This is a genomic window from Methylobacterium sp. Leaf469, from assembly GCF_001424745.1.
GTDB lineage: Bacteria > Pseudomonadota > Alphaproteobacteria > Rhizobiales > Beijerinckiaceae > Methylobacterium.
Genome location: NZ_LMRE01000012.1, coordinates 228,795 through 255,361 on the forward strand (window position 1 = coordinate 228,795; position 26,567 = coordinate 255,361).

General features: G+C 66.9%; 21 protein-coding genes and 1 pseudogene. 14 read left to right on the forward strand and 8 right to left on the reverse strand.

The features are described 5' to 3' along the window. The first annotated feature begins 41 nt into the window (after nt 1-41). Nucleotides 42-1,544, forward strand: coding sequence for a phosphomannomutase/phosphoglucomutase (locus ASG60_RS08915; RefSeq protein ID WP_056359500.1), 1,503 nt, complete (start codon nt 42-44; stop codon nt 1,542-1,544). A 21-nt stretch (nt 1,545-1,565) separates the two neighbouring features. On the opposite strand, the gene ASG60_RS08920 is transcribed toward ASG60_RS08915, so the two are convergent. Next, on the reverse strand, nt 1,566-2,000 hold the full coding sequence (locus ASG60_RS08920; RefSeq protein ID WP_244476611.1) for a pilus assembly protein N-terminal domain-containing protein: 435 nt from the start codon (nt 1,998-2,000) through the stop codon (nt 1,566-1,568). A gap of 401 nt (nt 2,001-2,401) precedes the next feature. Here ASG60_RS08920 and ASG60_RS08925 point away from each other — a divergent pair, with 401 nt between their 5' ends. The 12 genes from ASG60_RS08925 (at nt 2,402) to ASG60_RS08980 (ending at nt 14,871) form a co-directional block, all read left to right on the forward strand. Continuing rightward, nucleotides 2,402-2,593: a Flp family type IVb pilin gene (locus ASG60_RS08925; RefSeq protein ID WP_056359506.1), complete on the forward strand. Its 192-nt coding sequence runs from the start codon at nt 2,402-2,404 to the stop codon at nt 2,591-2,593. 247 nt (nt 2,594-2,840) lie between these two features. Further along, on the forward strand, nt 2,841-3,359 hold the full coding sequence (locus tag ASG60_RS08930; RefSeq protein WP_056359731.1) for a prepilin peptidase: 519 nt from the start codon (nt 2,841-2,843) through the stop codon (nt 3,357-3,359). Between the two features lie 141 nt (nt 3,360-3,500). Beyond that, nucleotides 3,501-4,304: a Flp pilus assembly protein CpaB gene (gene cpaB, locus ASG60_RS08935; RefSeq protein ID WP_056304488.1), complete on the forward strand. Its 804-nt coding sequence runs from the start codon at nt 3,501-3,503 to the stop codon at nt 4,302-4,304. A gap of 35 nt (nt 4,305-4,339) precedes the next feature. Further along, nucleotides 4,340-5,863 (forward strand): type II and III secretion system protein family protein, encoded by a 1,524-nt coding sequence (locus tag ASG60_RS08940; RefSeq protein WP_056385105.1) that lies wholly within the window; start codon nt 4,340-4,342, stop codon nt 5,861-5,863. Between the two features lie 47 nt (nt 5,864-5,910). Next, nucleotides 5,911-6,654: a CpaD family pilus assembly protein gene (locus ASG60_RS08945; protein WP_056260666.1), complete on the forward strand. Its 744-nt coding sequence runs from the start codon at nt 5,911-5,913 to the stop codon at nt 6,652-6,654. Between the two features lie 112 nt (nt 6,655-6,766). Further along, a complete protein-coding gene (locus tag ASG60_RS08950) occupies nt 6,767-8,011 on the forward strand; it encodes an AAA family ATPase (protein WP_056385107.1) in 1,245 nt (414 codons plus the stop codon). Between the two features lie 54 nt (nt 8,012-8,065). Then, a complete protein-coding gene (locus ASG60_RS08955) occupies nt 8,066-9,514 on the forward strand; it encodes a CpaF family protein (protein WP_056170152.1) in 1,449 nt (482 codons plus the stop codon). Between the two features lie 49 nt (nt 9,515-9,563). Next, nucleotides 9,564-10,532 (forward strand): type II secretion system F family protein, encoded by a 969-nt coding sequence (locus ASG60_RS08960; protein ID WP_056170153.1) that lies wholly within the window; start codon nt 9,564-9,566, stop codon nt 10,530-10,532. 32 nt (nt 10,533-10,564) lie between these two features. Beyond that, nucleotides 10,565-11,536, forward strand: a complete 972-nt coding sequence (locus ASG60_RS08965) for a type II secretion system F family protein (RefSeq protein WP_056170156.1) — start codon at nt 10,565-10,567, stop codon at nt 11,534-11,536. A gap of 743 nt (nt 11,537-12,279) precedes the next feature. Further along, entirely contained in the window at nt 12,280-12,873 is a 594-nt protein-coding gene (locus ASG60_RS08970) for a protein phosphatase CheZ (protein ID WP_244476612.1), read from the forward strand. Nucleotides 12,874-12,905: 32 nt separating this feature from the next. Next, nucleotides 12,906-14,474, forward strand: a complete 1,569-nt coding sequence (locus tag ASG60_RS08975; protein WP_244476613.1) for a sensor domain-containing diguanylate cyclase — start codon at nt 12,906-12,908, stop codon at nt 14,472-14,474. 157 nt (nt 14,475-14,631) lie between these two features. Next, nucleotides 14,632-14,871: a hypothetical protein gene (locus ASG60_RS08980; RefSeq protein ID WP_056385111.1), complete on the forward strand. Its 240-nt coding sequence runs from the start codon at nt 14,632-14,634 to the stop codon at nt 14,869-14,871. 577 nt (nt 14,872-15,448) lie between these two features. Here ASG60_RS08980 and ASG60_RS08985 read toward each other — a convergent pair. From ASG60_RS08985 to ASG60_RS09010, 7 genes and pseudogenes are all read right to left on the reverse strand, one after another. After that, complete coding sequence (locus ASG60_RS08985) at nt 15,449-16,522, reverse strand: HD domain-containing phosphohydrolase (RefSeq protein WP_244476614.1); 1,074 nt, start codon at nt 16,520-16,522, stop codon at nt 15,449-15,451. Continuing rightward, the gene (locus ASG60_RS08990) at nt 16,515-16,778 is read right to left on the reverse strand and encodes a hypothetical protein (protein WP_056385113.1); all 264 of its coding nucleotides are present in this window, start codon (nt 16,776-16,778) and stop codon (nt 16,515-16,517) included. The genes ASG60_RS08985 and ASG60_RS08990 overlap by 8 nt, the downstream gene beginning before the upstream one ends. A 1,309-nt stretch (nt 16,779-18,087) precedes the next feature. Further along, nucleotides 18,088-18,464: pseudogene (locus tag ASG60_RS23425) on the reverse strand (IS630 family transposase); the annotation flags it as partial. 219 nt (nt 18,465-18,683) lie between these two features. Continuing rightward, nucleotides 18,684-21,116 carry a PAS domain S-box protein gene (locus ASG60_RS08995; protein WP_056385115.1) on the reverse strand — a complete coding sequence of 811 codons (2,433 nt, stop codon included), beginning with the start codon at nt 21,114-21,116 and terminating at the stop codon, nt 18,684-18,686. 581 nt (nt 21,117-21,697) lie between these two features. Then, the gene (locus tag ASG60_RS09000; protein ID WP_244476615.1) at nt 21,698-22,828 is read right to left on the reverse strand and encodes an FAD-binding domain-containing protein; all 1,131 of its coding nucleotides are present in this window, start codon (nt 22,826-22,828) and stop codon (nt 21,698-21,700) included. A 194-nt stretch (nt 22,829-23,022) separates the two neighbouring features. Next, a complete protein-coding gene (murJ, locus tag ASG60_RS09005; protein WP_056385116.1) occupies nt 23,023-24,552 on the reverse strand; it encodes a murein biosynthesis integral membrane protein MurJ in 1,530 nt (509 codons plus the stop codon). Between the two features lie 159 nt (nt 24,553-24,711). Continuing rightward, nucleotides 24,712-25,311: a superoxide dismutase gene (locus tag ASG60_RS09010; RefSeq protein WP_056170175.1), complete on the reverse strand. Its 600-nt coding sequence runs from the start codon at nt 25,309-25,311 to the stop codon at nt 24,712-24,714. 219 nt (nt 25,312-25,530) lie between these two features. Here ASG60_RS09010 and ASG60_RS09015 point away from each other — a divergent pair, with 219 nt between their 5' ends. After that, a complete protein-coding gene (locus ASG60_RS09015; RefSeq protein WP_056385118.1) occupies nt 25,531-26,550 on the forward strand; it encodes a hypothetical protein in 1,020 nt (339 codons plus the stop codon). Nucleotides 26,551-26,567 lie beyond the last annotated feature (17 nt).

Below are 26,567 nucleotides of genomic sequence, written 5' to 3' on the forward strand. Positions count from 1 at the left end.
CGTTCGGATAAGCCTCATCGAGATCCTGGAGAGGCCCCGCGATGTTCCCCAAGCCCCACGCCGCGCTCGTGCCGAACACCTTCGCGTTCGAGGAACTGCCGCTGGTCAAGCCGACGGGGTTTCGCGAATACGATGCACGTTGGCTGTTCCCGCAGGACATCAACCTGATGGGCGTGCAGGCGCTGGGCCTCGGCATCGGCACCCTCGTGCACGAGATGGGCGTGCGCCCCGACATCGTCACGGGCCACGATTTCCGGGCCTACTCGTCCTCCATCAAGCTCGCCCTCATCGCCGGCATGCAGGCGGCGGGCCTGCGGGTGAAGGATGTCGGCCTCGCCCTGTCCCCCATGGCGTATTTCGGGCAGTTCGCCCTCGATTGCCCGTGCGTGGCCATGGTCACCGCCTCGCACAACGACAACGGCTGGACCGGCGTGAAGATGGGCGCCAACCGGCCCATGACCTTCGGCCCCGAGGAGATGGGCCGCCTGAAGGAGATCGTGCTGGGTGGAACCTACCGTTACCGGGATGGGGGCGCCTACGAGTTCGTCGAGGGGTTTTCGCAGGTCTACCTCGCCGATCTGAAGGCGCGGGCGAAACCGATCTCGCGAAAACTCAAGGTGGTGGCCGCCTGCGGCAACGGCACGGCCGGAGCATTCGCGCCGCAACTTCTCGAGGCCCTGGGCGTCGAGGTGATCCCCCTCGATGTCGACCCGGACTACACCTTCCCACGCTACAATCCGAACCCCGAGGACATGGCGATGCTGCACGCCATCGCGGCGCGCGTGAAGGAGACGGGGGCGGATGTCGGACTCGGCTTCGACGGCGACGGCGACCGCTGCGGCGTGGTCGACGACGAGGGCGCGGAAATCTTCGCCGACAAGATCGGCGTCATGCTCGCCCGCGACCTCGGCAAGCTGCATCCCGGCGCCACCTTCGTGGTCGACGTGAAGTCGACGGGGCTCTACCACACCGACCCCGAGCTCCAGGCCCTGGCGATCCGGACGGATTACTGGAAGACGGGGCATTCCTACATCAAGCGCCGGGTCAACGAGCTCGGGGCGCTTGCCGGCTTCGAGAAGTCGGGGCATTTCTTTTTCAACGAACCGATCGGGCGCGGCTACGACGACGGACTGCTCACCGCCATCGCGGTGATCGAGATGCTCGACCGCAATCCAGAGCGCTCCATGGCCGACCTCTACCGAGCGTTGCCGAAGACCTGGGGCTCGCCGACCATGTCGCCCCATTGCGCCGACGAGGTGAAGTACGGGGTGGTCGAGGCCGTGACCGCGCGGTTCCGGGCGATGTTGGACGCGGGCGAGACCCTCGCGGGCGCCAGGATCACGGACCTCGTCACCGTCAACGGCGTCCGTGTCGCGACCGAGGACGGCACCTGGGGACTGGTGCGGGCCTCGTCGAACAAACCCGAACTCGTGGTGGTGATCGAGAGCCCGATCTCGGAGGACCGCCTCCATGCCATGTTCGCGGCGGTGGACGGGGTGCTGCGCGAGAACGACGGGGTCGGTGCCTACAACCAGACCCTCTGAGGAAGCGAAGGGGAAGGCGGTCTACTTCCCGCCGACCGCCATGGCACGGCGGGCTTCGGCCTGGCCGCTGACTTCGCCGAAATAGCGCGTCGAGTCGCCGAGCTGCGCCGAGGGCTGGCAATTGGGCGTGCACGAATACGATTCGCGCTCCAGGCCACGCTGCACCGTGACGACGGCGGCCTGGGGCGCCTGCACGCTGATGGTGGATTCGGCCAGCATGTTGCCGCCGCGGTCGAGGGCGATGAGGTTGGTCGAGCCGAAGCTCTTGCCCGTGAGGATGAGGACGCCGTTCTTCTGAAGGGACACGTCGGCGATGATCGGATTGCCGACGATGACCGTCTGTGTGTTCTCCGGCAAGCGGATTACCTTGGCGTTGTCCACCGTCACCGTCACCAAAGTCGGCGCCTGCGCGGCGGCCGGTCCGAGGGCGGCGGCGAGCAGAAGGGCGGCGAGCAACGGAACTACCGCACGGGACGCGGTGGATCGGAAAGCTGGGGAACGGTCGTCCATGGGGATCACTCGTGCCTGGGGACCGCACCCGCGCGGATTGGAGCGGCGGTCGACCGCGTTCGTCGAGCCGACGGATCACCAAAACACAGGGAGGGTAAACAGGCCCCTAAGGACGGGCCGTGACCGGGCACGACACCGGCGAACCGCCTCCTCCATCGTCTTCGCAGACGGTCTAGTCTTTACGATAGCTTTACCATGCTGCGATCGGACCGGACGAGCCCAGCTTTCGGCGACTCGTTTAACCGATTTGCAACGTGGGACGGGCAATGTCGTTTCTGTCGCCGGACGAAACGTGACGATCTTCGACGGCACCTGATTTCTTCTCGGTCGAACAAGGATCCTGCGTCATGACGAACATCTTCAAGCGTTTTGCCTCCGACGAGTCCGGCGCCACCGCCATCGAGTACGGCCTCATCGCCTCGCTCATCGCGGTTGCGATCATCGCCTCGCTCAGCACGGTTTCTTCGTCGATCAAGACAACGTTCACGAGCATCGGCACTGGCCTCGATACTGCGAGAACAACCGCCACTACCAAATAATCACAGTAGACAGATCGACGATTTCGTTAAAACCGTAAATCGAAACGTGGATCCTAACCTCCACGATGTCGAGCACGAAGATCGAAGGGCTTGAAGGAGGCGTGATGACCGGTCACGCCTCCTCCCTTTTCGCGGGTCCGCCATCCGGTGGACTTCACGAAGCTTCCGCAACGCCGTGGTTCTCGAATTCGATGGCCTGCGGCGTTCGACATGCCTCATGACTCACTCTCATCCCGGAAGCTTCACCATGGCCGCCGCGAGCGTTCTGATCGTCTTCCCGTTCCTGATGGTCTACGCTGCCGTCAACGATCTGTTGACGATGCTGATCCCGAACCGGGTCATGCTCGCGCTCGTAGCCGGCTTCGTTGTCATCGCGGCGAGCTTCGGGTTGGGATGGACCGAGTTGGCATTCCATGTGGGGGCCGGCGCACTCGTCCTTGCTGCAACCTTTACCCTATTCGCCCTCGGGCATATCGGCGGCGGCGACGCAAAGCTCGCGGCGGGCACCGCCCTTTGGATCGGCTTCGACCATCTGCTCGATTACTTCACCCTCGCGGCCCTGGCGGGCGGCGTGCTCACGGTGGCGATTCTCGCCCTGCGCTCGCAGCCCCTGCCGGTGTTCGTCGGGTCGACCCTGTCGCGCATGCCGTTCCTCCTCCACCTCCACGACAAGCGCACGGGCGTACCCTACGGTATCGCGCTGGCCTTCGCGGCGGTGATGGTCCTGCCCGAGACGGCGATCTGGACGCGGGCCCTCGGTCTTTGATCGACGCGGACGAACGGCAGCGCCTTCGCGGTGACCGGCGGACCACGCAATCCAGCAGGAAGTCTTAACCCTAATTTGAGGAATCCGGGACCATCGTGACGGGGCGCGGCACTCGGCCGTCCCACAGGTTCATCCCCGGCAATGAAACCCGCCCGCCTTGCCGTCCTCGCCATCGCCCTGGTCACCGGCGGCCTCGCCGCCTACCTGATGAGCGGCGACGACAAACCCCCGGCTCCCGTGATCCTGGCCGCGCCGCCGCCGCCGGTCCTGCCGACGACCGACGTGCTCGTCGCCGCGGCCGAGCTGCCGATGGGGCAAAGCCTCCAGGCAGCGGATCTGCGCTGGCAGCCCTGGCCCGATCAGGCCATCACGCCCGGCTACATCACCCGCACCAGCCAGCCCAAGGGCCTGGAAGACATCACAGGCTCCATCGCCCGCTCCGGGTTCCTCTCCGGCGAGCCGATCCGGCCCCAGAAGCTCGCCCGCTCGGACGGTGGGTTCATGGCCGCCATCCTGCCATCCGGCATGCGCGCCGTGGCCATCGTCACCGATTCGCGGGGATCGAGTTCCGCCGGCGGCTTCATCCTGCCCAACGACCACGTCGACCTCATCCGAACCTACCGCGACGAGGAGGCCATGCAGGCCGGTGGATCCGAGACACAGATCTCGGAGACCATCCTCACGGACATCCGCGTGCTCGCCGTCGGCCAGATCGTCCAGGAAAAGAACGGCAGCAACGTCGTGACCGGCGAGACCACGACCCTCGCCCTGACGCCGGCGCAAGCCGAGATCGTCACCCTGGCCCAGAAGGTCGGCCAGCTCTCCCTGTCCCTGCGCAGCCTCGTCGATTCCGGGCGCACCACCGAGGTGGCGCCGGACACCCGCGGCGAGGGTGGTGTGACGGTCGTGCGCTTCGGCGTCTCCAAGCAACAGTCGCGGCGCTGATGGCTCCGGCGAACGCGATGACAGGGGTTTTACCGATGATTGTCCGATCCCGGAGCGCCACCCGCCAACTGCCGATCCTAGTGGTGCCGGTCCTTGCGAGCCTCCTCGCCGGTCCGGTCACGGCTCGGCCGGTGCCCGACCTCGCTCCGGCGCCCGTGCTCGCCGTGGGCTCGAACGAGGCCGCGACCTCGCGCAAGATCGAGCTGACCATGGGCCGCTCCATCGTCATCGACCTGCCGCGCGACGCCAAGGAAGTGTTCGTCGCCAACCCGAAGGTCGCCAACGCCGTCGTGCGCTCGACCCGCAAGGTGTTCGTCATCGGCATGGAGGACGGCGCCACCTCGATCTTCATCATGGACGGCGAAGGCCGACAGATCACCGCCCTCGACGTCACCGTGGCGCGCGACCTCCAGCTCGGCGCCCTGCGCCAGATCCTCACCCAGAGCATCGCGAATGCCCGGTTCGACATCCGCACCGCCGGCAGCTCGATCATCCTGTCCGGCAGCGTCAACTCCGCGGCGGAAGCCTCCCAGGCCATCGACATCGCCAACGCCTTCGTGGGCCAGTCCGGCTCTGCGGGCGCGGGCGGCGCCTCGGCGGGCGCCGCCGCGGGCAGCACCCCGACCCGAGGCACGGTGATCAACAACATCACCATCCGGGGCCGCGATCAGGTGATGCTGCGCGTGACCGTGGTCGAGGTCGCCCGCACGGTGCTGAAGCAGTTCGGCATCAATATCAGCGGCAACTGGTCGGGGTTGAACCTCGTCAACACGGCACCCCTGGCCCTTAACGGGGGATCTTTTCCAAGCGGGAACGCCTTGACCGGCACCGTCACCGGAACGGGCGGCGCCAGCCTGTCGGCGACCCTCCGGGCGTTCGAGCAGGCGGGCGTCTCCCGCGTACTGGCCGAACCGACCCTCACGGCGATCTCGGGCGAATCGGCGAAGTTCACCGCCGGCGGCCAGATCCCGGTGCCGGCGACCCTCGCCTGCGTTCAGGGCACCGGCACGAACCAGATCTGCACCCCTTCCATCGCATTCAAGCCCTACGGCGTCAGCCTGACGTTCACACCCGTGGTGCTGGCCGAGAACCGCATCTCGATCCGCGTCGGCACAGACGTCACCGAGATAGACCAGCAGAATTCCATCAACATCGGTCAGGGCAATTCCAACATTGCCGTGCCGGGTTTCACGGTGCGCAGCTCCGAGACCACCGTCGAGCTCGCCTCCGGCGCCAGCATGATGACCGCCGGCCTGATCCAGCAGCGCAACAAAGCCACCATCTCGGGGCTGCCAGGACTGATCAACCTGCCGATCATCGGTGCCCTGTTCCGGTCGCGCGACTACCAGCGCCAGGAGACGGAGCTGATGATCATGGTCACCCCCTACATCGCCAAGCCGATGGAGGCGCGCCAGCCCACGCGGCCAGACGACGGCTTCGTCGACGCCCAGGACGCGCAGGGCATCCTGCTCGGACGCCTGAACCGCCTCTACGGCGTCGCGGGCGCAAGTCCGCTCGGACCGGCCTATCGCGGCCGCGTCGGCTTCATCACCGACTAGTCCTACCCGCTCAAAGACCCGGCCCCCGTTCCGCCAGGACCCCTTCCATGCCCGCGTCTCCCACGCCTAAGTCTTCCACGCTCAAAGCCCTGGCCGCAATCAGCGCCCTGACGGCGCTCCTCGGCGCGTGCCAGAACCGTGCTCCGGCGACGACGGGCTCGCTCTATCCGACGGACTACCGGGCACGGCACCCCATCGCCCTCACGGATGCGGGCCGCAGCCTCGACGTGTTCGTCACCGGCACCGGCCACATCGATCCGCGCCAGGCCGCCGACATCGATGCGTTCCTCGTCGACTTCCGGCGCTACGGCCGCGGCACCCTCGTCCTCGACATGCCGCGGGGCGTCGCCCCCGCCATGGGGGCCGCCGTCGAACGCACGGGCGCGGCCATCCGCCGAATGAGCGCCGAGGGCGGCTTGGCCCCCGGACAACTCGTGGTGACGAGTTACGCGGTCGCAACCCCGACCCTCGTCGCCCCCTTGCGCCTCAGCTTCCAGCGGATGGAGGCCAAGGTCGCGGGCCAGTGCGGATCGTGGCCGCAGGATCTCGGGGTCGGCGACGCCGCCTTCAACGGGCGCAACGAGGCCCATTGGAACTTCGGCTGCTCGACGCAGTCGAACATCGCCGCTCAAGTCGCCGATCCCATCGATCTCGTGCGCGGCCGTCCCGAGGGGCGCATCGACACCGTCCGCCGCACGAAGAACATCGAGAAATTGCGGGCCGGCAATGATCCGTCAATTCCCTGGCGCCAGGATGGCAAGGCTGACGTGAAATCCCAGGTCTCGCAGTAGCCCCCGGCCGCGGCGCCTGCTCCGGGGTGCCGAGTCCGAAGACGTGCCGATCGACCGAAACCCGCGACTCCCGAATGCGCCCTTCGGGGCAACCTGAACCGGAACCAGAGCCATGGTGGACCCGAACCAGACACCCGAGCGCCTCATCGCCCCGGTGCCGCGGATCACGATCCAGGCCTTTTGCGAGACCCAGGACACGGCTGTCGTGATCGAAGCCGCGAGCTCCGACCGGCGGATGCAGAAGGCTCACGTGAAGGTGCAGATGGGCGGCGGTGCCGCCGCCGTCGAAGCCTATCGCCATGCGCCGACCCCGAACGTCATCGTCATCGAGACGCAAGGGGCCAAGTCACGCCCGATCGAATGCCTCGATTCCCTCGCCGAAGTCTGCGACGCCGGCACCAAGGTCATCGTCATCGGCCACGTCAACGACGTGATGCTCTACCGCCAGTTCCTTCAGCGCGGGGTGAGCGAGTACCTCATGGCGCCCGTGGATCCGATCATGCTGATCCAGGCGATATCGGACCTGTTCTCGGCCCCGGGCGCCAAGCCCGTCGGCCGCACCATCGCGGTGGTGGGTGCAAAGGGCGGCGTCGGCGCGTCCACCCTCGCCCACAACCTCGCCTGGACCATCGCCCGGGAGCAGGACACTGCGACGGTGATCGCCGACCTCGATATCGCCTTCGGCACCGCGAGCCTGAACTTCAACCAGGATCCGCCCCAGGGCATCGCCGAAGCGGTGTTCTCGCCCGAGCGCCTCGACGCGAACCTCCTCGACCGCCTGCTGTCGAAATGCGCCGACAACCTCACCCTTCTCGCCGCGCCCGCGACCCTCGACCGGACCATCGACCTGTCGGAACAGGCCATGGACGCCGTCATCGACCTCCTGCGCAACACGGTCCCGTGCGTCGTCCTCGACGTGCCGCATGTCTGGACCGCCTGGTCGAAACGTCTCCTCGTCTCGGCCGACGAGATCCTGATCGTGAGCGCACCCGAACTCGCGTCCCTGCGCAACACCAAGAACCTTCTGACCTTGCTCCAGCAGAACCGCCCGAACGACGCCAAGGCGCGCGTCGTCCTCAACGGCGTCGGCATGTCGAAGCGCCCCGAGATCAGCGTCGCCGAGTTCGCCAAGGCCCTCGACGCCCCGATCACCGCGAGCCTGCCCTTCGAGCCGGCCCTGTTCGGAACGGCGGCAAACAACGGCCAGATGATCGCCGAGGTGCAGGCCGGGGCCAAGGTCACGGACGTGTTCTCGGCGCTGGCCGCCACCCTCGTGGGGCGTTCCGAGACGCGGCGCCCGCGCGCGAACCTTCTCGAGCCGCTCCTGGCGCGGCTGCAGCGCCGCAAGGCGTCGTGATGCGCGATCCGCATCGCCGCCCGGTCCCAGCTCCCTCGACCGGAGACATCCCCCATGTTCGGTAGGCGACACGGCTCGGCGGCCGCTCAGGTCGCCCCCATGCACCTCGCCCCGCGTCCAGTCGCGACCCAGCCGATCCACCAGGAACCGGCGGGGCGCCCGCGCGTCGAGGTGCCGGTGCCCGTCCAGCCCGTGGTCGAGGCGGCAAAATCCGAGGATTACTTCCGCACCAAGAGCATGATCTTCGGCGCGCTGATCGAGGCCATCGATCTGGCGCAGCTCGCTCGCCTCGATGCCGAATCCGCCCGTGAGGAAATCCGCGACATCGTCTCGGAGATCATCGGTCTCAAGAACATCGTCCTGTCGATCAACGAGCAGGAAGACCTGCTCGACGACATCTGCAACGACGTCCTCGGCTACGGTCCGCTCGAGCCGCTTCTGATGCGCGACGACATCGCCGACATCATGGTGAACGGCGCCAACCGGGCCTTCATCGAAGTCGGCGGCAAGATCCAGCTCACGGGCGTGCGGTTCCGCGACAATCAGCAGCTCATGAACATCTGCCAGCGGATCGTCAGCCAGGTCGGCCGACGCGTCGATGAGGCCTCGCCGATCTGCGACGCGCGTCTCCCGGACGGCTCGCGCGTCAATATCATCGCGCCGCCGCTGGCCATCGACGGACCGGTGCTGACCATCCGTAAATTCAAGAAGGACAAGCTCACCCTCGACCAGCTCGTCACCTTCGGGGCGATTTCGCCGGAGGGCGCGCGCATCCTGCAGATCATCGGCCGGGTGCGCTGCAACGTCGTCATCTCGGGCGGCACGGGCTCGGGCAAGACCACCCTGCTGAACTGCCTCACGGCCTACATCGACCACGACGAGCGCATCATCACCTGCGAGGACGCGGCCGAGCTGCAGCTCCAGCAGGCCCACGTGGTGCGCCTCGAGACCCGGCCGGCCAACATGGAGGGCTCGGGCCAGGTCACCATGCGCGATCTCGTGAAGAACTGCCTCCGCATGCGGCCGGAACGGATCATCGTCGGCGAGGTTCGCGGCCCGGAGGCCTTCGATCTGCTCCAGGCCATGAACACCGGTCACGACGGCTCGATGGGCACGCTACACGCCAACTCGCCCCGCGAGGCCCTGAGCCGCCTCGAATCGATGATCACCATGGGCGGGTTCACCCTACCGTCGCGGACCCTGCGCGAGATGATCTGCGGCTCCATCGACATCATCGTTCAGGCCACCCGCCTGCGTGACGGTTCGCGGCGCATCACGCACATCACCGAGGTGATGGGGATGGAGGGCGACGTGATCATCACCCAGGATCTGCTCCTCTACGACATCCTCGGCGAGGATCAGAACGGCAAGCTCATCGGGCGGCATCGCTCCACCGGTATCGGGCGGCCGCGGTTCTGGGAACGGGCGCGGTACTACGGCGAGGAGAAGGCCCTGGCTGCGGCCCTCGACGCCGCCGCCGTACTGGAGGAGGGCAGCCTGTGAGGCACCCGTTCTTGAGCGACGGGGTCCGTCGCATCCCCACGGTGACGCCGTGAACGCCAACCTGCCCCTCGCCGCCGGGCTCGCCGCCCTGGCCGCCGGCGCAGTCGCCTGGGTCATGCTGACCCCGCTCATGACGGGCGAGAAGCGCGCGAGCCAGCGCCGCCGGGCGATCAGCGTGGTGACGCCGGGGGCGAGCGCGCGCGCGGTCACCACCAGCCGGCGCGAGCAGGTGGCGAAGAGCCTCAAGGAGATCGAGGCCAAGAAGGCCGGCACCCGCGCCAGCCTGGAGCTCAGAATCGCCCAGGCCGGCCTGACCTGGAGCCGGGAGCAGTACTACGTCGTCTCGGGCGTGCTCGCCTTCCTGTTGGGCCTCGTCGCCTATCTGACCATCAGCAGCATTCCGGCGACCCTCGCGGCGATCTTCGCGGGTGGACTCGGTCTGCCGATGTGGTTTCTCGCCCATTGGCGCAAGCGCAGGGTCGCGCGCTTCATCGCCGAGTTGCCAACCGCCATCGACATCATCACGCGCGGCGTGCGCGCCGGTATTCCCGTGAGCGACTGCTTCCGCATCATCTCGCGCGAGGCCGAGGAGCCGATCCGCTCCGAGTTCCGGATCGTGGTCGAGTCGCAGACCCTCGGCCTGTCCCTGGGCGAAGCCCTGGTGAAGATGCACGAGCGCGTCCCCGTCTCGGACGTGAACTTCTTCGCCATCGTCATCGGGATCCAGGCGAAATCCGGCGGCAACCTTTCGGAGGCCCTGGCCAACCTTTCCCGGGTGCTGCGCGAACGCAAGAAGATGGCCGGCAAGATCCAGGCGATGAGCATGGAGGCCAAGGCGTCGGGCGGCATCATCGCGGCGCTGCCGTTCGTGGTCGCGACCCTGACCTACATCGCCAGCCCGGACTACATCGCCCTGCTGTGGACGACGGATATCGGCAAGATCGGCCTCGTCGCCTCGGCGATCTGGATGTCGCTCGGCATCTTCACCATGAAGAAGATGATCAGCTTCGACTTCTGACGGGAGCGCGACCGCGCGAAAGCCTGAAAACCATGCTGGACGTCCTCGCCCACAAGCTCATCGATCCGCGCTTCCTCGGAATGGCGCTCGCCGGAATCGCGGCGGCAGCCACCGCCTTCGCCCTGCTCCAGCCCCTGATCGAGCCCGATCGCCTGGGCAAGCGCATGAAGATGGTCGGGGAGGAGCGCGACGAGCTGCGCCAGCGCGAGCGCGAACGCCTGTCGAACACCGCCGCCAAGGCGACCCTTCGGGTGGCGCCGAAAGCCTACATGAAGCGCGTGGTCGAGCAGTTCAACCTCAGCCGCTGGCTCGGAACCGAGACGGCGCGACAGCAGCTCCTCATGGCCGGCTACCGCTCCCCAGGCGCCGAGACCGGGTTCCTGTTCTTCCGCATGGTGACGCCCATCGCGATGCTCGTGGCGTCGATCCTCTACTTGTTCGTCCTCAACGTCATCGACCAGCCCGTGGCGATCCGCGCCATGATGGTGATCGCCGCCGTGCTTCTCGGCATCAAGATGCCCGAGCTCTACCTCCACAACGCCACCAAGAAGCGCCAGACCGAGATCCGGAAGGCCTGGCCCGACGCCCTCGACCTCAGCCTGATCTGTGTCGAATCCGGCATGTCGGTCGAGCACGCTTTCCGACGGGTGAGCACGGAGATCGCGACCCAGTCCATCGTGCTCGCCGAGGAACTCGCGGTGATGACCGCCGAACTGTCGTTCCTGCCCGACCGGCGCCAAGCCTTCGAGAATCTCGCCAATCGCACGGGCCTCGACCCGGTCAAGGCGGTGACCACCGCCCTCATCCAGGCCGAGCGCTACGGCACGCCCGTCGGCCAGGCCCTGCGTGTGCTCTCCCAGGAGAGCCGCGACACCCGGATGAACGAGGCCGAGAAGAAAGCCGCGGCCCTGCCGCCGAAGCTCACCGTGCCGATGATCCTGTTCTTCCTGCCGGTGCTGTTCGTGGTGATCCTCACCCCGGCGATGATCCAGGTGTTCAAGTAGGCTTCGGACTGGGACCGCAGCCGGCCCGTTCGTTGCTGGAACGCGATCGCTCCATACTCTCGCAAAGGCACCGATCTCGACGGACGACCGGACGCCGGATGTTCGGTTCCGATCTGTTCCGTGACGAGTCGGACCGGAGGAATCCACACCCCCGTTCGTCGAGGTCCGGACAAGCGATGCCCGAGCCGTCGAGGCATCACGGGCAAGAGCCCGCTGCTTTCGTCGTTCCCATCCAGCCGGATCGCGACGTGACCCTATTCGATCCGGCCGGCATCGTCGAAAGGTCCGACCGTCGGGATCCCTCATCGCGTAGGTCGCCGCTCGACGGACGATTTCCACAAGGACCGCACGTCTCGATCTCCGCCAGTCTCGATCCTGGTTCGGCTCGCGCTTCCTCGAACGAACGCGAGCGTAGGAGCCGGTCCGACCGGCTGCGAGACGGACAATGATGTGATTATCCGCCTTGTCGCACTCATCGACGACGTCATCAGCCGGGGCAGGCTGTGTGGGGGATACACCGAGCCCACGCCGACTTGGCCGTGGGGCATTCGATCGGGCGGAGACAGAGAAACGATTTTTGGTTCAATACTAAGATATTGCAGCAATCGTGAGGGTGATTGCTTTTTCCGACACAGCGTCTTCGGTCAGCCGCAAACACAAACTCATCCTGAAATATCCCATCAATCACCGAACAATGGAGAACAGGGTTCAATTCCGATTTGTTTAACAACTATAGGTTATCGATGGTGGCGCACCACCAGCGAGTAGCGATCGACCCAATGATCAGCAGCAAGCCCGTCCTCGACGATCGTACCGCTCGCCTGCAGCAACATCTGGTTTCCATTTCCGAAGCCATCGTGCGCACTCACCGGGAAATCGCCGAACTGCAACAGGAGCATGAGGCCGGGCGAGCCTGCGACGAACTGCAAGCCGTGGTTCTCGGCACGGAGCAGGCCACCGACAGCATCCTCACCGCCTCCGAGACCGTGGACGGCCTCGCCCGTGGGATAGCCAGACGGACGCAGGACGTTGCGACCCGGGCGGACGCCGAGGCCATCCAGCGCCAGATGCAGGCCATCTTCGAGGCCTGCAATTTTCAGGATCTCACGGGGCAGCGGATCTCGAAGGTCGTTCGCACCATCGCCTATGTCGAGGAGCGGGTCGGTGAGATGCGGCGCCTCTGGACGGGTCAAGCCGGGACGACGGGGTCGGCCAGACCGGCAGCCCGCAAGGCGGTCGGCGCTAGGCCGGATGAAGAACAATCGCTGCTGAACGGTCCCGCACTGCCCGGCACGGCTGCCGTCAGCCAGGACGCCGTCGACGCGATGTTCCTGTAAGACCACCACACGAGGACTTGCCGATGGGCCGGATGCCGCAGATCGCCGGCATGACAACGCGGATCGCTCCCGCGATTGCGCGGGTGGTCAAGCCGGTGGCAGCAACCGTCGCACCCGGTTTCCGGTCCGCCCGGGTCTGGATCGGGCTCGGGATCCTGGCACCTCTCGGCATGCTCGGCGTCTGCGTCGTGATGCTGATGGAACTTCGTCAGGACGCTTGGGACAAGGCGGAGCAAACCTCCCGAAACCTGCTGCAGGTGATCGAGCGCGACATCGATCGCAACATCGAGATCATCGACTTGGCGTTGCTCGGCATCGTCGACAATCTCAAGCTGCCGGGCTTGAGCGAGATCGCGCCGCAGTTCCGCCAACGCATCCTGTTCGACCGCGCCGTCAATGCCAAGGACCTCGGCGTGATGCTGGTGCTCGACGAGAACGGCGATGTGGCCTTCGACGCCGCGAGTTGGCCAGTGCGCCGCCTCAACAGCGCCGAACGCCCCTACTTCCAGGCCCACAAGGCCAACCCCCACCTGGGCCTCCAGATCAGCCGGCCGCTGATCTCACAGCTCAGCGGCACACCGATCGTCGTGCTCAGCCGGCGGATCGACAAGGCCGACGGCTCCTTCGGCGGCGTCGTGCTCGGCAGCCTGTCGCTGCACTACTTCAACCGCCTGTTCGACCGGATCAAACTCGGACGGGCAGGGACGATCAACCTGTTCCTGCACGACGGCACGCGCCTCGTGCGCCATCCCGAGCCCAATTCGGTGCTCGCCCCGAACTTCGCGGATTCGCCGAACGTCCAACGCTTCCTGCGCGAGGTTCGCGGAAGCTTCGTCGGCATCACCCCGAGCGACGGGCTCGAGCGATTGTACACCTTCACGCAGGTGGCCGACTTACCGCTGATCCTGAACGTCGCCCTCCACACGCAGGAAATAGAGGGCGAGTGGCGGGCGAAGGCTCTTGTGATCGGCGCCCTCGTACTGGTCCTGTGCGGCCTCACGGTCGGGCTGTCGCTCCTGGTCGGATGGGAACTCAGGCGCCGCGCTGCCGCGGAAGCCGAGTTGGCCTGCCTTTCCCGCACCGATGCGCTCACGGCGCTGCACAACCGGCGCAGCTTCGAGGAGTCGTCGGAACGGATCTGGGACGAGGCGCGCCGTCGCGGCGGCGCTGTGGCCTTGCTCGCCATCGATGCCGATCACTTCAAGCGCTACAACGACCGTTACGGGCACGCCGTCGGCGATCGAGTTCTGCAGGCGCTCGCCCGCGCCCTGGAGCGGAGCGCACGTCGCCCGAACGATCTCGTCGCCCGCGTCGGTGGCGAGGAATTCTCCATACTCCTGGCGGACATCGAACCGGAGGGAGCCGCCTGGATCGCCGACCGGGTACACGCGGCAGTCGGCGAGCTCGTCGTCTGGGCTGATGGCGTCGATGTCGGACCGGTCACCGTGAGCATCGGCCTCGCCTTCAGCCTGCCATGGAAGGGCGGTACGCCCGAAGACCTGTTCGGTCTGGCCGACGCAGCCCTTTACGAAGCGAAGGCGAACGGCCGCAACCGGACCTGCTACACGGTGATGGGCATCAAGAGCAGGCATGCGGCCTAGGCCGAACAAAGCGTACCCGCCTGTTACCCGGTCGCACATAAGATCAGTAGCCACCGGAAAATGACCTGACTAGCTATAGCCCCAGCCCGTCTCGATACTTGAGACGCAGCGTGCGAGAGCGAAAATTGCTCTCGCCAGACAAGCGCGGAGTGAATCTGTGGCCTTGTACTATTTCGACATTCACGATGGCACATCACATTTCGATGCGGTCGGCATCGAGTGCTCCAGCCTGGACGAGGTGAAATCGCAAGCGATGCGAGTCCTGCCCGAAATCGCGCGCGAGCAGGCCTGCAACAGCAATGATCGGCTCGCCTATACGATTCTGGTGAGTGATGAGGATCACAAGGCCGTCTATTCGGCGACCCTGGTGCTTGTCGGACAGTGGTTGATCCACTGACGTTCGTGCTGAACGGGGACGATATCGCTTGGTCCAGCTGCGGAACGGTTCGAGCCGGCAGGGAGCCTTTGGGGGGAGTACTACGGCAGTCCATGTCGTGATCGGCAACGGCTGTTCTCGGGCTATATGTGGAACACAACGCGCGTTCCGCCCAGTATGAGTGGCATGCCGAGCGTCGAACCCATCGGAAGCCCATCACATGCCCGCGCTTCCTTTGCCGAGGCGACGCGCATGACGATGGCGAGTGCCGGGGCGCCCGCCCTGAAGACCAATGTCCAGGCCTCGCATCGTCAACGCCTTACATCGCATGGATCTCCCCGGGACGACCGAACAAGTCGACGCGCAGACAACGTATGGGACACACACCGAACCCGGGACGTACAGTCAATGCCGGAATCCGCAATGGCATGAGACGTTTAGGGACCGAGCCGTCCAGCGGGAAAACCTCGACTGAAACGCGTGTCGCCACCGCGATGGCGGCTTTCCAGCACAACGGCTTTTCCCGCTGATGCCACCGCCTGCATCCACTTCGCCGAGGCCATGCACCTGCGGGGTGGGCGCGGGATCGACCGCCCGATCAGTCGGTGAACCCGCCGGCGATGGGCGCGAACGCCCGCACCAGCACGGGGTCCAGGCGCCCGTCCATCTCCGTCAGGATCGCGTAGGCCTTTGCCGCCGGCATCGGCGGCTTGTAGGACCGCCGCTCGATCAGCGCCGCGTAGATGTCGCAGACCGTGATCAGGCGCACCAGGTCGGGGATCTCCGCATCCTTCAGCCCGTCCGGGTAGCCCGACCCGTCCAGCAATTCGTGATGTGAGCCCACCACGCTCAACATCTCCGCTTCGAACCCCTCCCCGGCGAGCATGGCGTGCCCCTGCCCGGGGTGGAGCCGCATCACCGCCAACTCGGCGTCGTCGAGGCGGCCGGGCTTGTTAAGGATCGCGGGTGGCACGTGGATCTTGCCGACATCGTGCACGAGTGCGGCCTTGGTCAGGCGGTGCCGCTCGTGGGCGCCGAAGCCGAGATGCGTGGCGAAGGCCGCCGCGACGCCGGCAACCAGCAGGCAGTGCTGGTGGGTGGCGTCGTCGAAGCGGTGCATCGCCCCGATCCAGTCCCGGATGCCGGTCTCCCCGATCGCGCGCGCGACGAGCTCCGTGCCGTTGTCGATCAGGGTCGGCGTGATCGGGCGATCGGCGACGAACACGTCGGTGTAGAACGCGCTGACCCGTGCCGCCTGTGCGGCGACATGCGGAGCGAGCGGCGTCGGCGGCGCTTCCGCCACCCCGAGGGCGGCGCGAATGCGCTGCACGTCGACGGGGGCCGGCAGGATGTGCGTGGACCCCAACTCGACGGCCTGGAGGCGGGTACGGCGGCTTTCGTGTGTCTGAACGACGATCAGCGGCCCTTTGATCCGCGAGAGGGCGCGCAGGGCGCGCAGGCGGATCATGGCGCCTTCATCGAGATCGACGACGTCGCAGATCAACGTCGCATACGGCTCAGCCGGAGCCGGATCGGCGTAGAGATCGTGCATCCGGCAGGCCAAAGCCGGCGCGAGCTGGGGGATCAGCGCGGCGTTGCGGCCCGGATCGTCCGTGACCCAGAGGACGCGCTTCGCGCGGTCGGCCGGCGCCGTGCCGATGGCCTCAACCACGACGCAGACCGCGCCGGGTTCCCAAGGACTGATGCGGCGCCCGGTCGGCGGCCTCGGCCTGCTGCTGCGGCGTCAGCGGCTTCGGGGGCAACTTGGCGAGTTGGAGGATCCGCACGCCCGCAAGGCTTCCGGCGCGCCACGCGAGCTTGACCGAGCAGACGTAGTCCATGCCGATGATCTTCAGCATGAAATCGTTCGGAAGCTCGATGTGCGCCGGCACGCCGATCTTGGCGCCCGTGCTTGAAACATCCTTCACCGTACAGGGCGTCTCAGCCCCATCGGGGGTCCGAATGAGGCCAATCCAGTTCGTTGTGTTCCGGGGCGCCCGCTGGCGCTCGATCGATCTGTTGGGATTTTCGGGCAACGATCTGCTTCCGACACCAAATTTCAGACTGGATAGCTATCGCAGAATATGTACACCCCGATTCGTTACTCAATATTTATGCAGTAACGGTCGTCACTTCAGTTCCAGGTATACCCTTCCCAACGGCAACCTCAGATTGATTCGCCTAAGGCTCATCTCGGCCGAGGCTTCCTGCCCAGCCGACCGCAACCGGGAGTCCAGCCAGATCGGCCCACGCTTCGCTGCGCCTGCAGATGCGCTGTGGCGCCCAGGGGCTAGCCCACATCCCACCGCCGTTGGATCGTGCCGAGCGTAGCCAAGCTTTCGCACCGAGACGGGCCGCAAAGCTCAGGGATGCCGAAGACCGGCGGGCTCGCTTGACCGACCTACTCTCGATCGTGTGATGAACTGGATGGGCAATCCGGAAAATCGGAACGCTCAGACAATCGGCAATAGCGCGCCATCCGCTGCCAGCGGAGGTTAAGTGCGCCGAACCTCCCGTCGGACGGGACCGACGGGATCGGTCTGGCGTCAAGGGTCGGGTTATGACAGGCAGCAACATCACGGTCGGATCGGCCCGCCTCCGGGCGCGCGATCTCCTGCTGGCCTCGACAACCCTTGTCGGGTTTAGCGTTCAGCCGTGCCAGACCCCGACGGTGCCGCCCGTGGCCGCGACGCTCCTGCGCGAGCGGATCGCCCGCTGGCTGGCCCTCGCCGTCGAGACTCCGGCCGCCCTCGTCGCCCGGCTGAACCCCCTGCGCATCCGGAAGGTGCGCCCGGCGGTGCGGATCGGGCGGCGGCAATTGCGGGAGACCCTACGGGCGGTTGCGGTGTTGGCCGTCCGGGCGCGTGGCGTGCTCGCCCGTTCCGGGCTGGTGGTCCGCGTCCCTCGCCGTCGGGACCGGCATGGCCCACGCGCAATCGTCGATTTGGAGAGGGCACAGGCGCCACCACGACGACCGGCGATTACAGCCCCGGACCCAATCGGAATAACGGGACGGCTCCGATCGAAGCGGGCCGGTCTGCCGTTTTCACCGACACGGGCGCCACCGCCATCAACGTACGGGTCGGCCCGATCACGCCGGATAGCTGGACTTTCAGCACCGTTGCTCAGAGCTAGACGATTACCGGCGGAGGCGTGAATTTCGGCGGTGCCAGCCTCGTCAACATCGCCACGAGCGGGGCCATCTGCATCGCCAACGCCATTGGTGTCCAGCCAAACGGCATAGTTGTTTAGGATCGCGTTGACGATCTTGCCCGCCGTTTCCGCCGCCTCGACTGCATTGAGGAAGCGGATAAACTCCTGCGGTGGCGCTTGTAGTCGTGGGTGCGGGTCGTCGGCTTGCCCGGCTTCATCGGCAACGGGTCCTGCGGGCGGGCGGGTCGACGTAGAGCCCAACGACGTCACGCAACTTGGCGGCGAAGGCCGGATCGGTGGAGAGCTTGAACTACCGGACCCGATGCGGCTGCAGACCGTGCCCGCTCCAGCATCCACTGCACCGACGAAACGCTGATGGCCGCGACCTTGCTCATGGCAGCGGCCGTCCAATGCGTGGTCGCGCCGGGCGGATCGCCTTGCGTCAGAGCCACCACGCGCGCCGCCACCTCCGGCCCCAGCGGCGGGATGCGCGTCGACCGCGTCTTATCCCGCAACCGCCCCCCCGAACGGACTCAACCGTCAGGGCTCAACCACCAGGACAGGCTGACGCGCGCGGTCTTCGGGTACGCGGCGACGCGGGCTCTACGGTCGATCGTCGAAGGCCGAACCGAGCGCTTGCCTTCTCCTTCGAGCCCGAATGCCTCGAGCGAGCGGCGCGATCAGCGTCGCTGCCGCGAAGCTCCCGTGGCCGCCCGGCTCACGGCCCGCCGCAGGATTCGCGACAGATCCTCCACCGAATAGGGCTTCTTCAAGAACGGGAAGCCGTGTGTGCCCTCCTCGGCCAGGACATGGCTGTAGCCAGACGCGAGCACCACCGGCATTCCCGGATGGCGATGCCGGATCTCGCGGGCCATATCGATGCCGTTCATCCCCGGCATCACGACATCGGAAAAGATCACGTCGAAGCCCGGGGGGGCCTGCAGCATCTCCAGGGCCTTCTCGGCGTTCATCGCCCAGGCGGTCTCGTAGCCGAGTTCGCGCAAGGCCTGGGTGGCGAAAGCGCCGACCTCCTCGTTGTCCTCGACCACGAGAACCCGCGTCCCATGGCCGTCGGCGAGGGGCTCGGGCTCGTCGTCCGTCTCTTCGGCCATGTGCCGCCCCATCGCGCGGGGCAGGTAGAGGGTGAAGGTGGTGCCGCTGCCGGGCGCGCTTTCGACCAGAACTTCGCCACCCGACTGCTTGGCGAAACCGAACACCTGGGACAAGCCGAGACCTGTGCCCTGGCCGACGCCCTTGGTGGTGAAGAACGGCTCGAAGATCCGGTCGAGGTCGCCCTCAGCGATTCCGGTTCCCGTGTCGCGGACCGACACCGCGACGAAGTCGCCCGGGATGCGCGGGTGAGCCCGGACCGCCGGAATGCCGGAGGCGCGCCGCACGCCGATATCGAGGCGACCCTCGCCGCCCATGGCATCGCGTGCATTGATGGCCATGTTGACCAGGGCCGTATCGAACTGGCTCGGGTCGGCATCGATGAGGTGGGGGACGTCCTCGCCCTCGGCGTTCCGGACCGGGGTGACGTTGGTGACGACCCGGATGCGCGCACCCGTCAGGGTTCCGACCATGTCGGCGACGGAAGCGACGCTGCGGCCGACGTCGAACACCTCCGGCGTCAGGGCCTGACGCCGCGCGAAGGCGAGGAGCTGGCCCGTGAGCTTGGCGGCGCGCGTGACCGTGTCGGAGATGGCTCCGATGTAGCGCTGCCGGCGTTCCTCGGACAGGTCCGGACGCTTCAGGAGGTCGGTCGAGGACCGGATCACCGTCAGCAGATTGTTGAAGTCGTGCGCGACGCCGCCCGTGAGCTGACCCACGGCCTCCAGCTTCTGGGACTGACGGAGCTGCTCTTCCAGGGCGCGACGCTCGGTGACGTCGCGACCGGCTGCATAGAAGTGATCGCCTTGGGGGATCGCGTTCCACGACACCCAGCGATAGCTGCCATCCGCCGCCCGGATCCGTACATCGAGGTTGTCGAGAACCTCGCCGGCGCGAAGCTGTGCGAAGGCCGCCGCGGCCGCCTCCTTGTCGTCGGGGTAGACGTAGTCGTCGAAGGACGTATCCACGAGGTCACCCTCGGACCAGCCGAGCATCTCGGTCCAGGCCGGATTGACCGCACGGTAGATGCCATCGAAACCGCAGACCACGAGCAGATCGCGGCTGGCACGCCACACGAGATCGCGTTCCGTGGTCCGTTCGCGGGCGGTATCCCGCAGGACGCCCTCCGCGAGGCGGCGGTCGGTGACGTCGTTGAACAGCAAGGCGAGCCGGTGCTGGACAGGCTCGCCGATGCGCAGGGCCTGCACCTCGAACCAGCGCCCCAGCGCCACGACCCCGCTCTCGAACCGGACGGCCTGCCCCGATAGGGCAACGGCCCCGTAGGTGTCGAGCCAGGTCCGTTCGAGGTCCGGCACCACCTCGCTCACCCACTTGCCCACCACGTCGTCGAGCCCGGTATGACGGGCGAAAGCAGGGTTCGCCTCGACGAAGCGGTAATCGATGGCCTTTCCCTCCGCGTCGAAACGCATCTCGATCACGCAGAAGCCGGCGTCGAGGGCGTTGAACAGGGTCCGGTAGCGCGCCTCGCTCTCGGCGAGCATGCCCTCCTCGGTCCGGAACCGGGTGACATCGAGCTGGCTGGCGAAGAAGTACCGTAGCTGGCCCTCCGGGGTGAAGACCGGGCTGACGTAGAGTTCGTTGCGGAACGTCGAACCGTCACGGCGGTAATTCAGGATCTCGACCACCACATCGCGGCGGGCCGAGATGGCGTCGCGAACGCGCGCGATATCGGCCGGATCGGTGTCCGGTCCCTGCAGGAACCTGCAGTTGCGGCCGATCAATTCCTCGGCCGAGTAGCCGCACAGATCCTGGAAAGCCCGATTGGCGAAAACGATGGGATTGTCGGGCTGGTTGGGGTCGGTGACGATCTGGGGCATGCGGGTCTTCTCCGCAGCCGTGAACAGGAGGTCGACATCCGCCGCGGACGTCTGCTGACCGCTCTCCGGTCGACGCACATGCGAGATGTTCCGCTCGCGCAGCCGCGCGATCTCGGCCTGGAGTTCGCGGTTCTCGGTGCGTAGGCGCTCGTTCTCGATGTCCATGCCGTCCGCTTCCGTGGGAACAGCGCCGCAACCGCCACGCCCAAACGCAACGGCCGAGAGCGAGAGAGGGTCCGCCTCCGCGCACCCCAGCCGCGCCCGGCCAGTGAGAATCGAGGGAAGTTCGCGAAGCGACGGCTCAGAGGCCTCACAAAACTCCCGATCACCGCCAGCGCTCGCTCTGTGCGCCCCGGTGCAGCGGGAGTTTCGCGAGAGACATTTAGACGATCGCCCCGCTGGCCGATACCGGCACGGGCGAGCCCTGAACGGTCATGGACGTTCCCCGGCAGTCCGTTCCGCCGACGCCCGTGGGGTGACGGATCGTCCCGGGCGCACCGCCGCCGCTCGCACCAGTCCGCCCGCGGGACGCGCCCGCACAGCCGGTGACCGGCGGGACGTCGCTCCTGGGTTTCGCTTCGGTGCTCACTTTGCTGGATCTGCGGACGGGCACCTCCGGACAAGCGCCACGGGTCCCCGCTGATGCATCGTTTCCGTCTTCCGTCTTCCGTCTTGACGATCCGGGGGCCTGAGACCGATCGGGAGTGGTTTGCTCATCGCGAGGCGACACGGCGGAGAATGCGAAGTCAGGCGCCGCGCAGGGCCGGGATCGCCGAGCGGAGACGGGAATAGCCGCGCGTGGATTTCGGCCACGCCGCATCGTCCCAGGCTCGCCGCACGCGTAAGCACCCATCCGGCATCGCCGTCGCCGATGGTCCGACCGGAGCCCAGGCCGTCACCACCGGCAGGCCGTCCGCCCAGCCGTTCCCGACCGGGGCCGCCGGGCACGCGAAATGCGCCGCCGCCCGGGCCAAGGCATCCGCCATCGCGGCCTCGTCCGCGGCCTTGACACGATCGGACGCACCCTGGGCATGAACGATCAGACCTCCGATCCGGACGATCTTCGTCCCGCGGAGCGGCAGGCTCTCCGGGTGGAGATCGTCGAGGTGCAGGAGCAGCGCGACATCGCCTTCCGGCATCGGATCTGCCTGCAGCAACGCCACCTCCCGCGGCGGCATCGGCTCGTCGAGGGCGTCCGGGTATTCGTCGAGACCGACGGGGTCGAAGCGTCCCTCCGTGTAGCGTCGGATGTTCTCCGCACGGGCGACGTAGTGCTTGCCGCGGGTGTGCAGGCCAGCGACCCAGCGCCAGGACAGCGTGTTGCTGGCCGGATCGCCATCGACGAGGTGTCGCATGAAGAATGCGGCCCCGAGCGCCCAGGGCAGGCGCAGGGTGAAGATCCAGATCGAGGCGAACCACATTCGGGCGTGATTGTGCAGCCAGCCGGTCTCGACGAGTTCGCGCGCCCAATCATCGAACCCGTCGATGCCGGCTCGGCCCTCAATGGCCGATTCGTGGATGCGGCGCAGTCCGGGTTCGGCGGCGAGCAGTTCATGCCCGTGTCCGACCTCGGCGAGGAAGTCCGTCCAGGCCGCCGGGTGGGTCTCCAGATGTCCCTTGAAGTAGGTTCGCCAGGAGACCTCGGAGACGAACTTCTCCGCTCCGCCATCGCCGAACGCCCGATCCGCGGCGGCCACGACTTCCGCCTCCGTGATCAGGCGCCGGCGCAGATAGGGCGAGAGCATCGATGTGCTCGGCCCGTTGCCCAGCCCCCGGTCGGTGTTGCGGTCCGCAGAGTATGCGGCGCCGGGGCCTTCGAGGAAATCGGAGAGGCGCTCGAGCCCGGCGGCCCGGGTCATGGTGAAGGTACGATGCATCGGTTCGATCTAGGGTCGTCGAGGGCAGCGCCGATGCGACTCAATTCCCGGGGGCGTCCTTGCTCATCGGCCGGGTTCCGCGCTCGTTCGATTGCCTGCCCGAGGCGCGCAATCCGGAGCCCGTCCGAGTCTGTAAGCTCATTCTACCGCGGCATCGGATCTCCCTCGTCGCAGGTGCGCCGCACTCCGGATCGTCAAGCCCTGCGCAGGCGCAGGCCGAACACCCGAAGGGTCGCGAGGAGGATCAGTCCATAGACGATGGCTCCTGCGGTGCCGAGCACACCGAGGACTACGATTTCGCGCAGATGCGGCAGAGCCGGCACCACACCCTCGACCACCGACAGTCCATAGCGGGCGACGACGGCCAGAGCGGCGCACGCGATGGTGACGCCGACGAGGGTAATGCCGAGCCCCCGGCTCGGTGCCATCCAGCCGCGCCGCCAGGCGAGCACCACCAGAATCGCGAGATTGACCCACTGCCCGATGGCGGTGGCGAGCGCCAGACCGGTGACGCCGTAAGGGCCCGTGAGCACGACCTTGAATCCGACATTGATCGCGATGGCCGAGAGCGAGGCGATGAGGGGCGTCATCGTGTCCTGGCGGGCGTAGAAACTCGGCAGGGCGCTGCGCAGGAGCACCACGGCTGGGAGCGCCAGCCCATAGGCGGCGAGCACCGAAGCGGCGCGTGCCGCATCCTCGGCACCGAACGCGCCACGCTGGAACAGGGCCACCATGATCAGACCCGGCAAGGTCAGGAACGCGATGGTGAAGGGAGCCGATAGGGCGAGCGAGAAACCAGCCGCCCGGTTCTGCGCCGCATGCGCGCCCGCCGCGTCACCGGCGGCGATTCGCCGGCTCATCTCCGGCAGCAGCACGGTGCCGGCCGCGATGGCGATGACCCCGAAGGGCAGCTGGTAGAGACGGTCGGCATACCAGAGCGCCGAGACTGCGCCGGTGGGGAGGAAGCTCGCGATGATGGTGTCCGCAAAGGACGCGATCTGGAACCCGGCCGAACCGATCACTGCCGGACCCAGGACCTTGAAAAACCGCGTCATGGTGGGGTCGCGCAGGCTCGGTGGCACGAGGGAGGGCGCGATGCCGGAGCGTCGGCATGCCCACCACAGCAGGGCGAATTGCAGCACGCCGGAGACCGACACGCCCCAGGCGGCGGCGTAGGCCGCGTTCGGGAACAGGAACGCCAGACTGAACGCCACCAACATCGACAGGTTGAGCAGCACAGGCGCGCCCGCCGCCACCGCAAAGCGCCGCTGCGCATTGAGCAGGCCGGAGAACAGCGTCACCAGGGTCATGAACAGCAGGTAGGGGAACGTGATCCGTGTGAGCGAGACGGCCAGGGCGAAGCGCTCGGGATCCTCGGAGAATCCCGGTGCCAGGGCCCTGACCACCCACGGCATCGCCGGCATCGCGAGGGCCAGGAACACGACCTGGACCAGCAGCATCAGGGTGAAGATACGGTCGGCGAAGCGCCGGGCCGCCCCCGCCTCGGCGGCCTCGGACAGGCCGGCGTAGGTCGGCACGAAGGCGGTGTTGAACGCACCCTCGCCGAAGATCGCACGGAAGTGGTTCGGCAGCCGGAACGCCACCACGAACGCGTCGGCGATGGGACCCGCTCCAAGGATCGCCGCCATCACCACGTCGCGGGCGAACCCGGTGACCCGTGACACCAGCGTCCAGCCGCCGACGGAGAGGATGGAGCGGATCATGGAGACAATCGGGGAGACGAGAAAGGATGTTGCTCTTCGGGGCGCTCGGCCCCTCTTGTGGGGGCGGGCTGCCTTCGTGGGGAATGGCCGCGTGTCGAGGCGCGAACCGAAAGAGGCGCCACGAGCCTCGATGGCTCGCGGCGCGCAGTCAAGAAACGATCAGGCGATGGCCTCGCCGTACATCTTCTCCACGTGCTCCCAGTTCACCAGATTCTCGATGAACGCCTTGAGGTAGTCGGGCCGGCGGTTGCGATAGTCGATGTAGTAGGAATGCTCCCAGACATCGACGCCGAGGATCGGCTTCGCGCCGTGCACCAGGGGGTTCTCGCCGTTGGGGGTCTTCTGGATCTCGAGCTTGCCGTCCTTGACCGCGAGCCAGGCCCAGCCCGAGCCGAACTGACCGATCCCGGCCTGGATGAAGTCAGCCTTGAACTTCTCGAAGCCGCCGAGATCCTCGTCGATCTTCTTTGCAAGGGCACCCGGCACGGCACCGCCGCCATTGGGCTTCATCCACTGCCAGAAGTGGATGTGGTTGTAGTGCTGACCGGCGTTGTTGAACAGCGGCTGGTTGTTGCCGTAGGCGGAGGTCAGAACCTCCTCGACGCTCTTGCCTTCGAGACCCGTACCTTCGAGCAGCTTGTTGCCCGTGTCGACATAGGCCTTGTGGTGCTTGTCGTGGTGGAACTCGAGGGTTTCCTTCGACATGTAGGGGCCGAGCGCGTCATAGGCGTAAGGCAGTTCGGGCAGGGTGAAGGTCATCGGCAAATCTCCGGGTCGTTACGTCAGGGAATGCGAAGGCAGGCAGGACGATCCGCCGGCCATCCGCACACCCAACGCGCCGATACCTAAGTGGATGCCGACACGGCGGCAACGCCCGAGCGGCCCATGGCCTGTGTCCGGGGTTTCGATTTTGCAAAAGGCCGGCAGGGCCTTACTGTGCGCGCCGCACTCCGGGTGCGGGCGTTTTTCGAGAGTTCCATGATCATTGCGCTGTTCGCGCTTGCCGTCCTGATGATCGTCGGTGGTGTTGCATCGGTCGTTCAGGGGTTTCCCTTCGTGCGCCTCGAGAGCGGTATGGCGATGACCGTCGCCGGCGCGACCACCGCGTCTGCGGGGGCGGTGGTTCTGGGCCTCGCCACGGTGGCGAGCCACCTGCGCGGCCTCGGGCGGCGCCTGGGCGAGGTGCGGGCCGCGACGCCCCCGGTCGAGAGTCTCGCGGCACGCCCACCCGAGCCCGAGGTCTCCGAACCGGCGTTTGCCATGCCGGCCCTCGGCGAAAGGCCGATGCGCCAGCGTCCGAGCCTCGGTGGCCCCGAAAGCCGCGAATTCGGCATGGGCGGCATGGCCATGGGTGGATTGGGTCTCGGGGCCGCCGGCCTCGGAGCCCAGGCACTCGCTGCCGCCGAACCGGACCAGGCGAAATTCGGCGCGGGGCCCCATGGTCGCGGGCCGGAGCCGACCTTCGTTCTCCCGCCCGACATCGACCTTCCTGCCCCGCCGCCCCCAGAGACCGTGGAGCCGCTGCTACCCGATCTCCTGCCGCCGCTGGACGCGCAGGCGCCGAGCGCCGAGGTGCGGCCCCTCGCTCCCGAGCCAACGTTTGCCGAGACTTCTTCTGCCGAGATCTCGCCTGCCGAGCCCCGCTCTGACGAACCCGAATCGGTCGCGGCGCAGGCCGCTCCGCCGGAGGATCATCGCGCCATGGCCCTGTTCGACACCGGCACCGACGCCCCGGGGGAGCCGGTCCGTCTGTATCCGACCCTGGATACGATGGCCGACATCACCCCCGAGCCCGCGCCGGTGCCCGAAACGCCCGCCGTCGAGGACAAACCGGAGATCGTCGGAACCTATGCGTCCGGCGGCAACACGTACGTGATGTACGCCAACGGTTCCATCGAAGCGGAGACGCCGCGTGGACGCTTCAGCTTCGATTCCCTCGACGAGCTGAAGGCCTTCGTGGAAGCCGGCGGCGAAACCGATGCGCGGGGGGCCGCCTGAGGCGCCTCCTCGTCCCC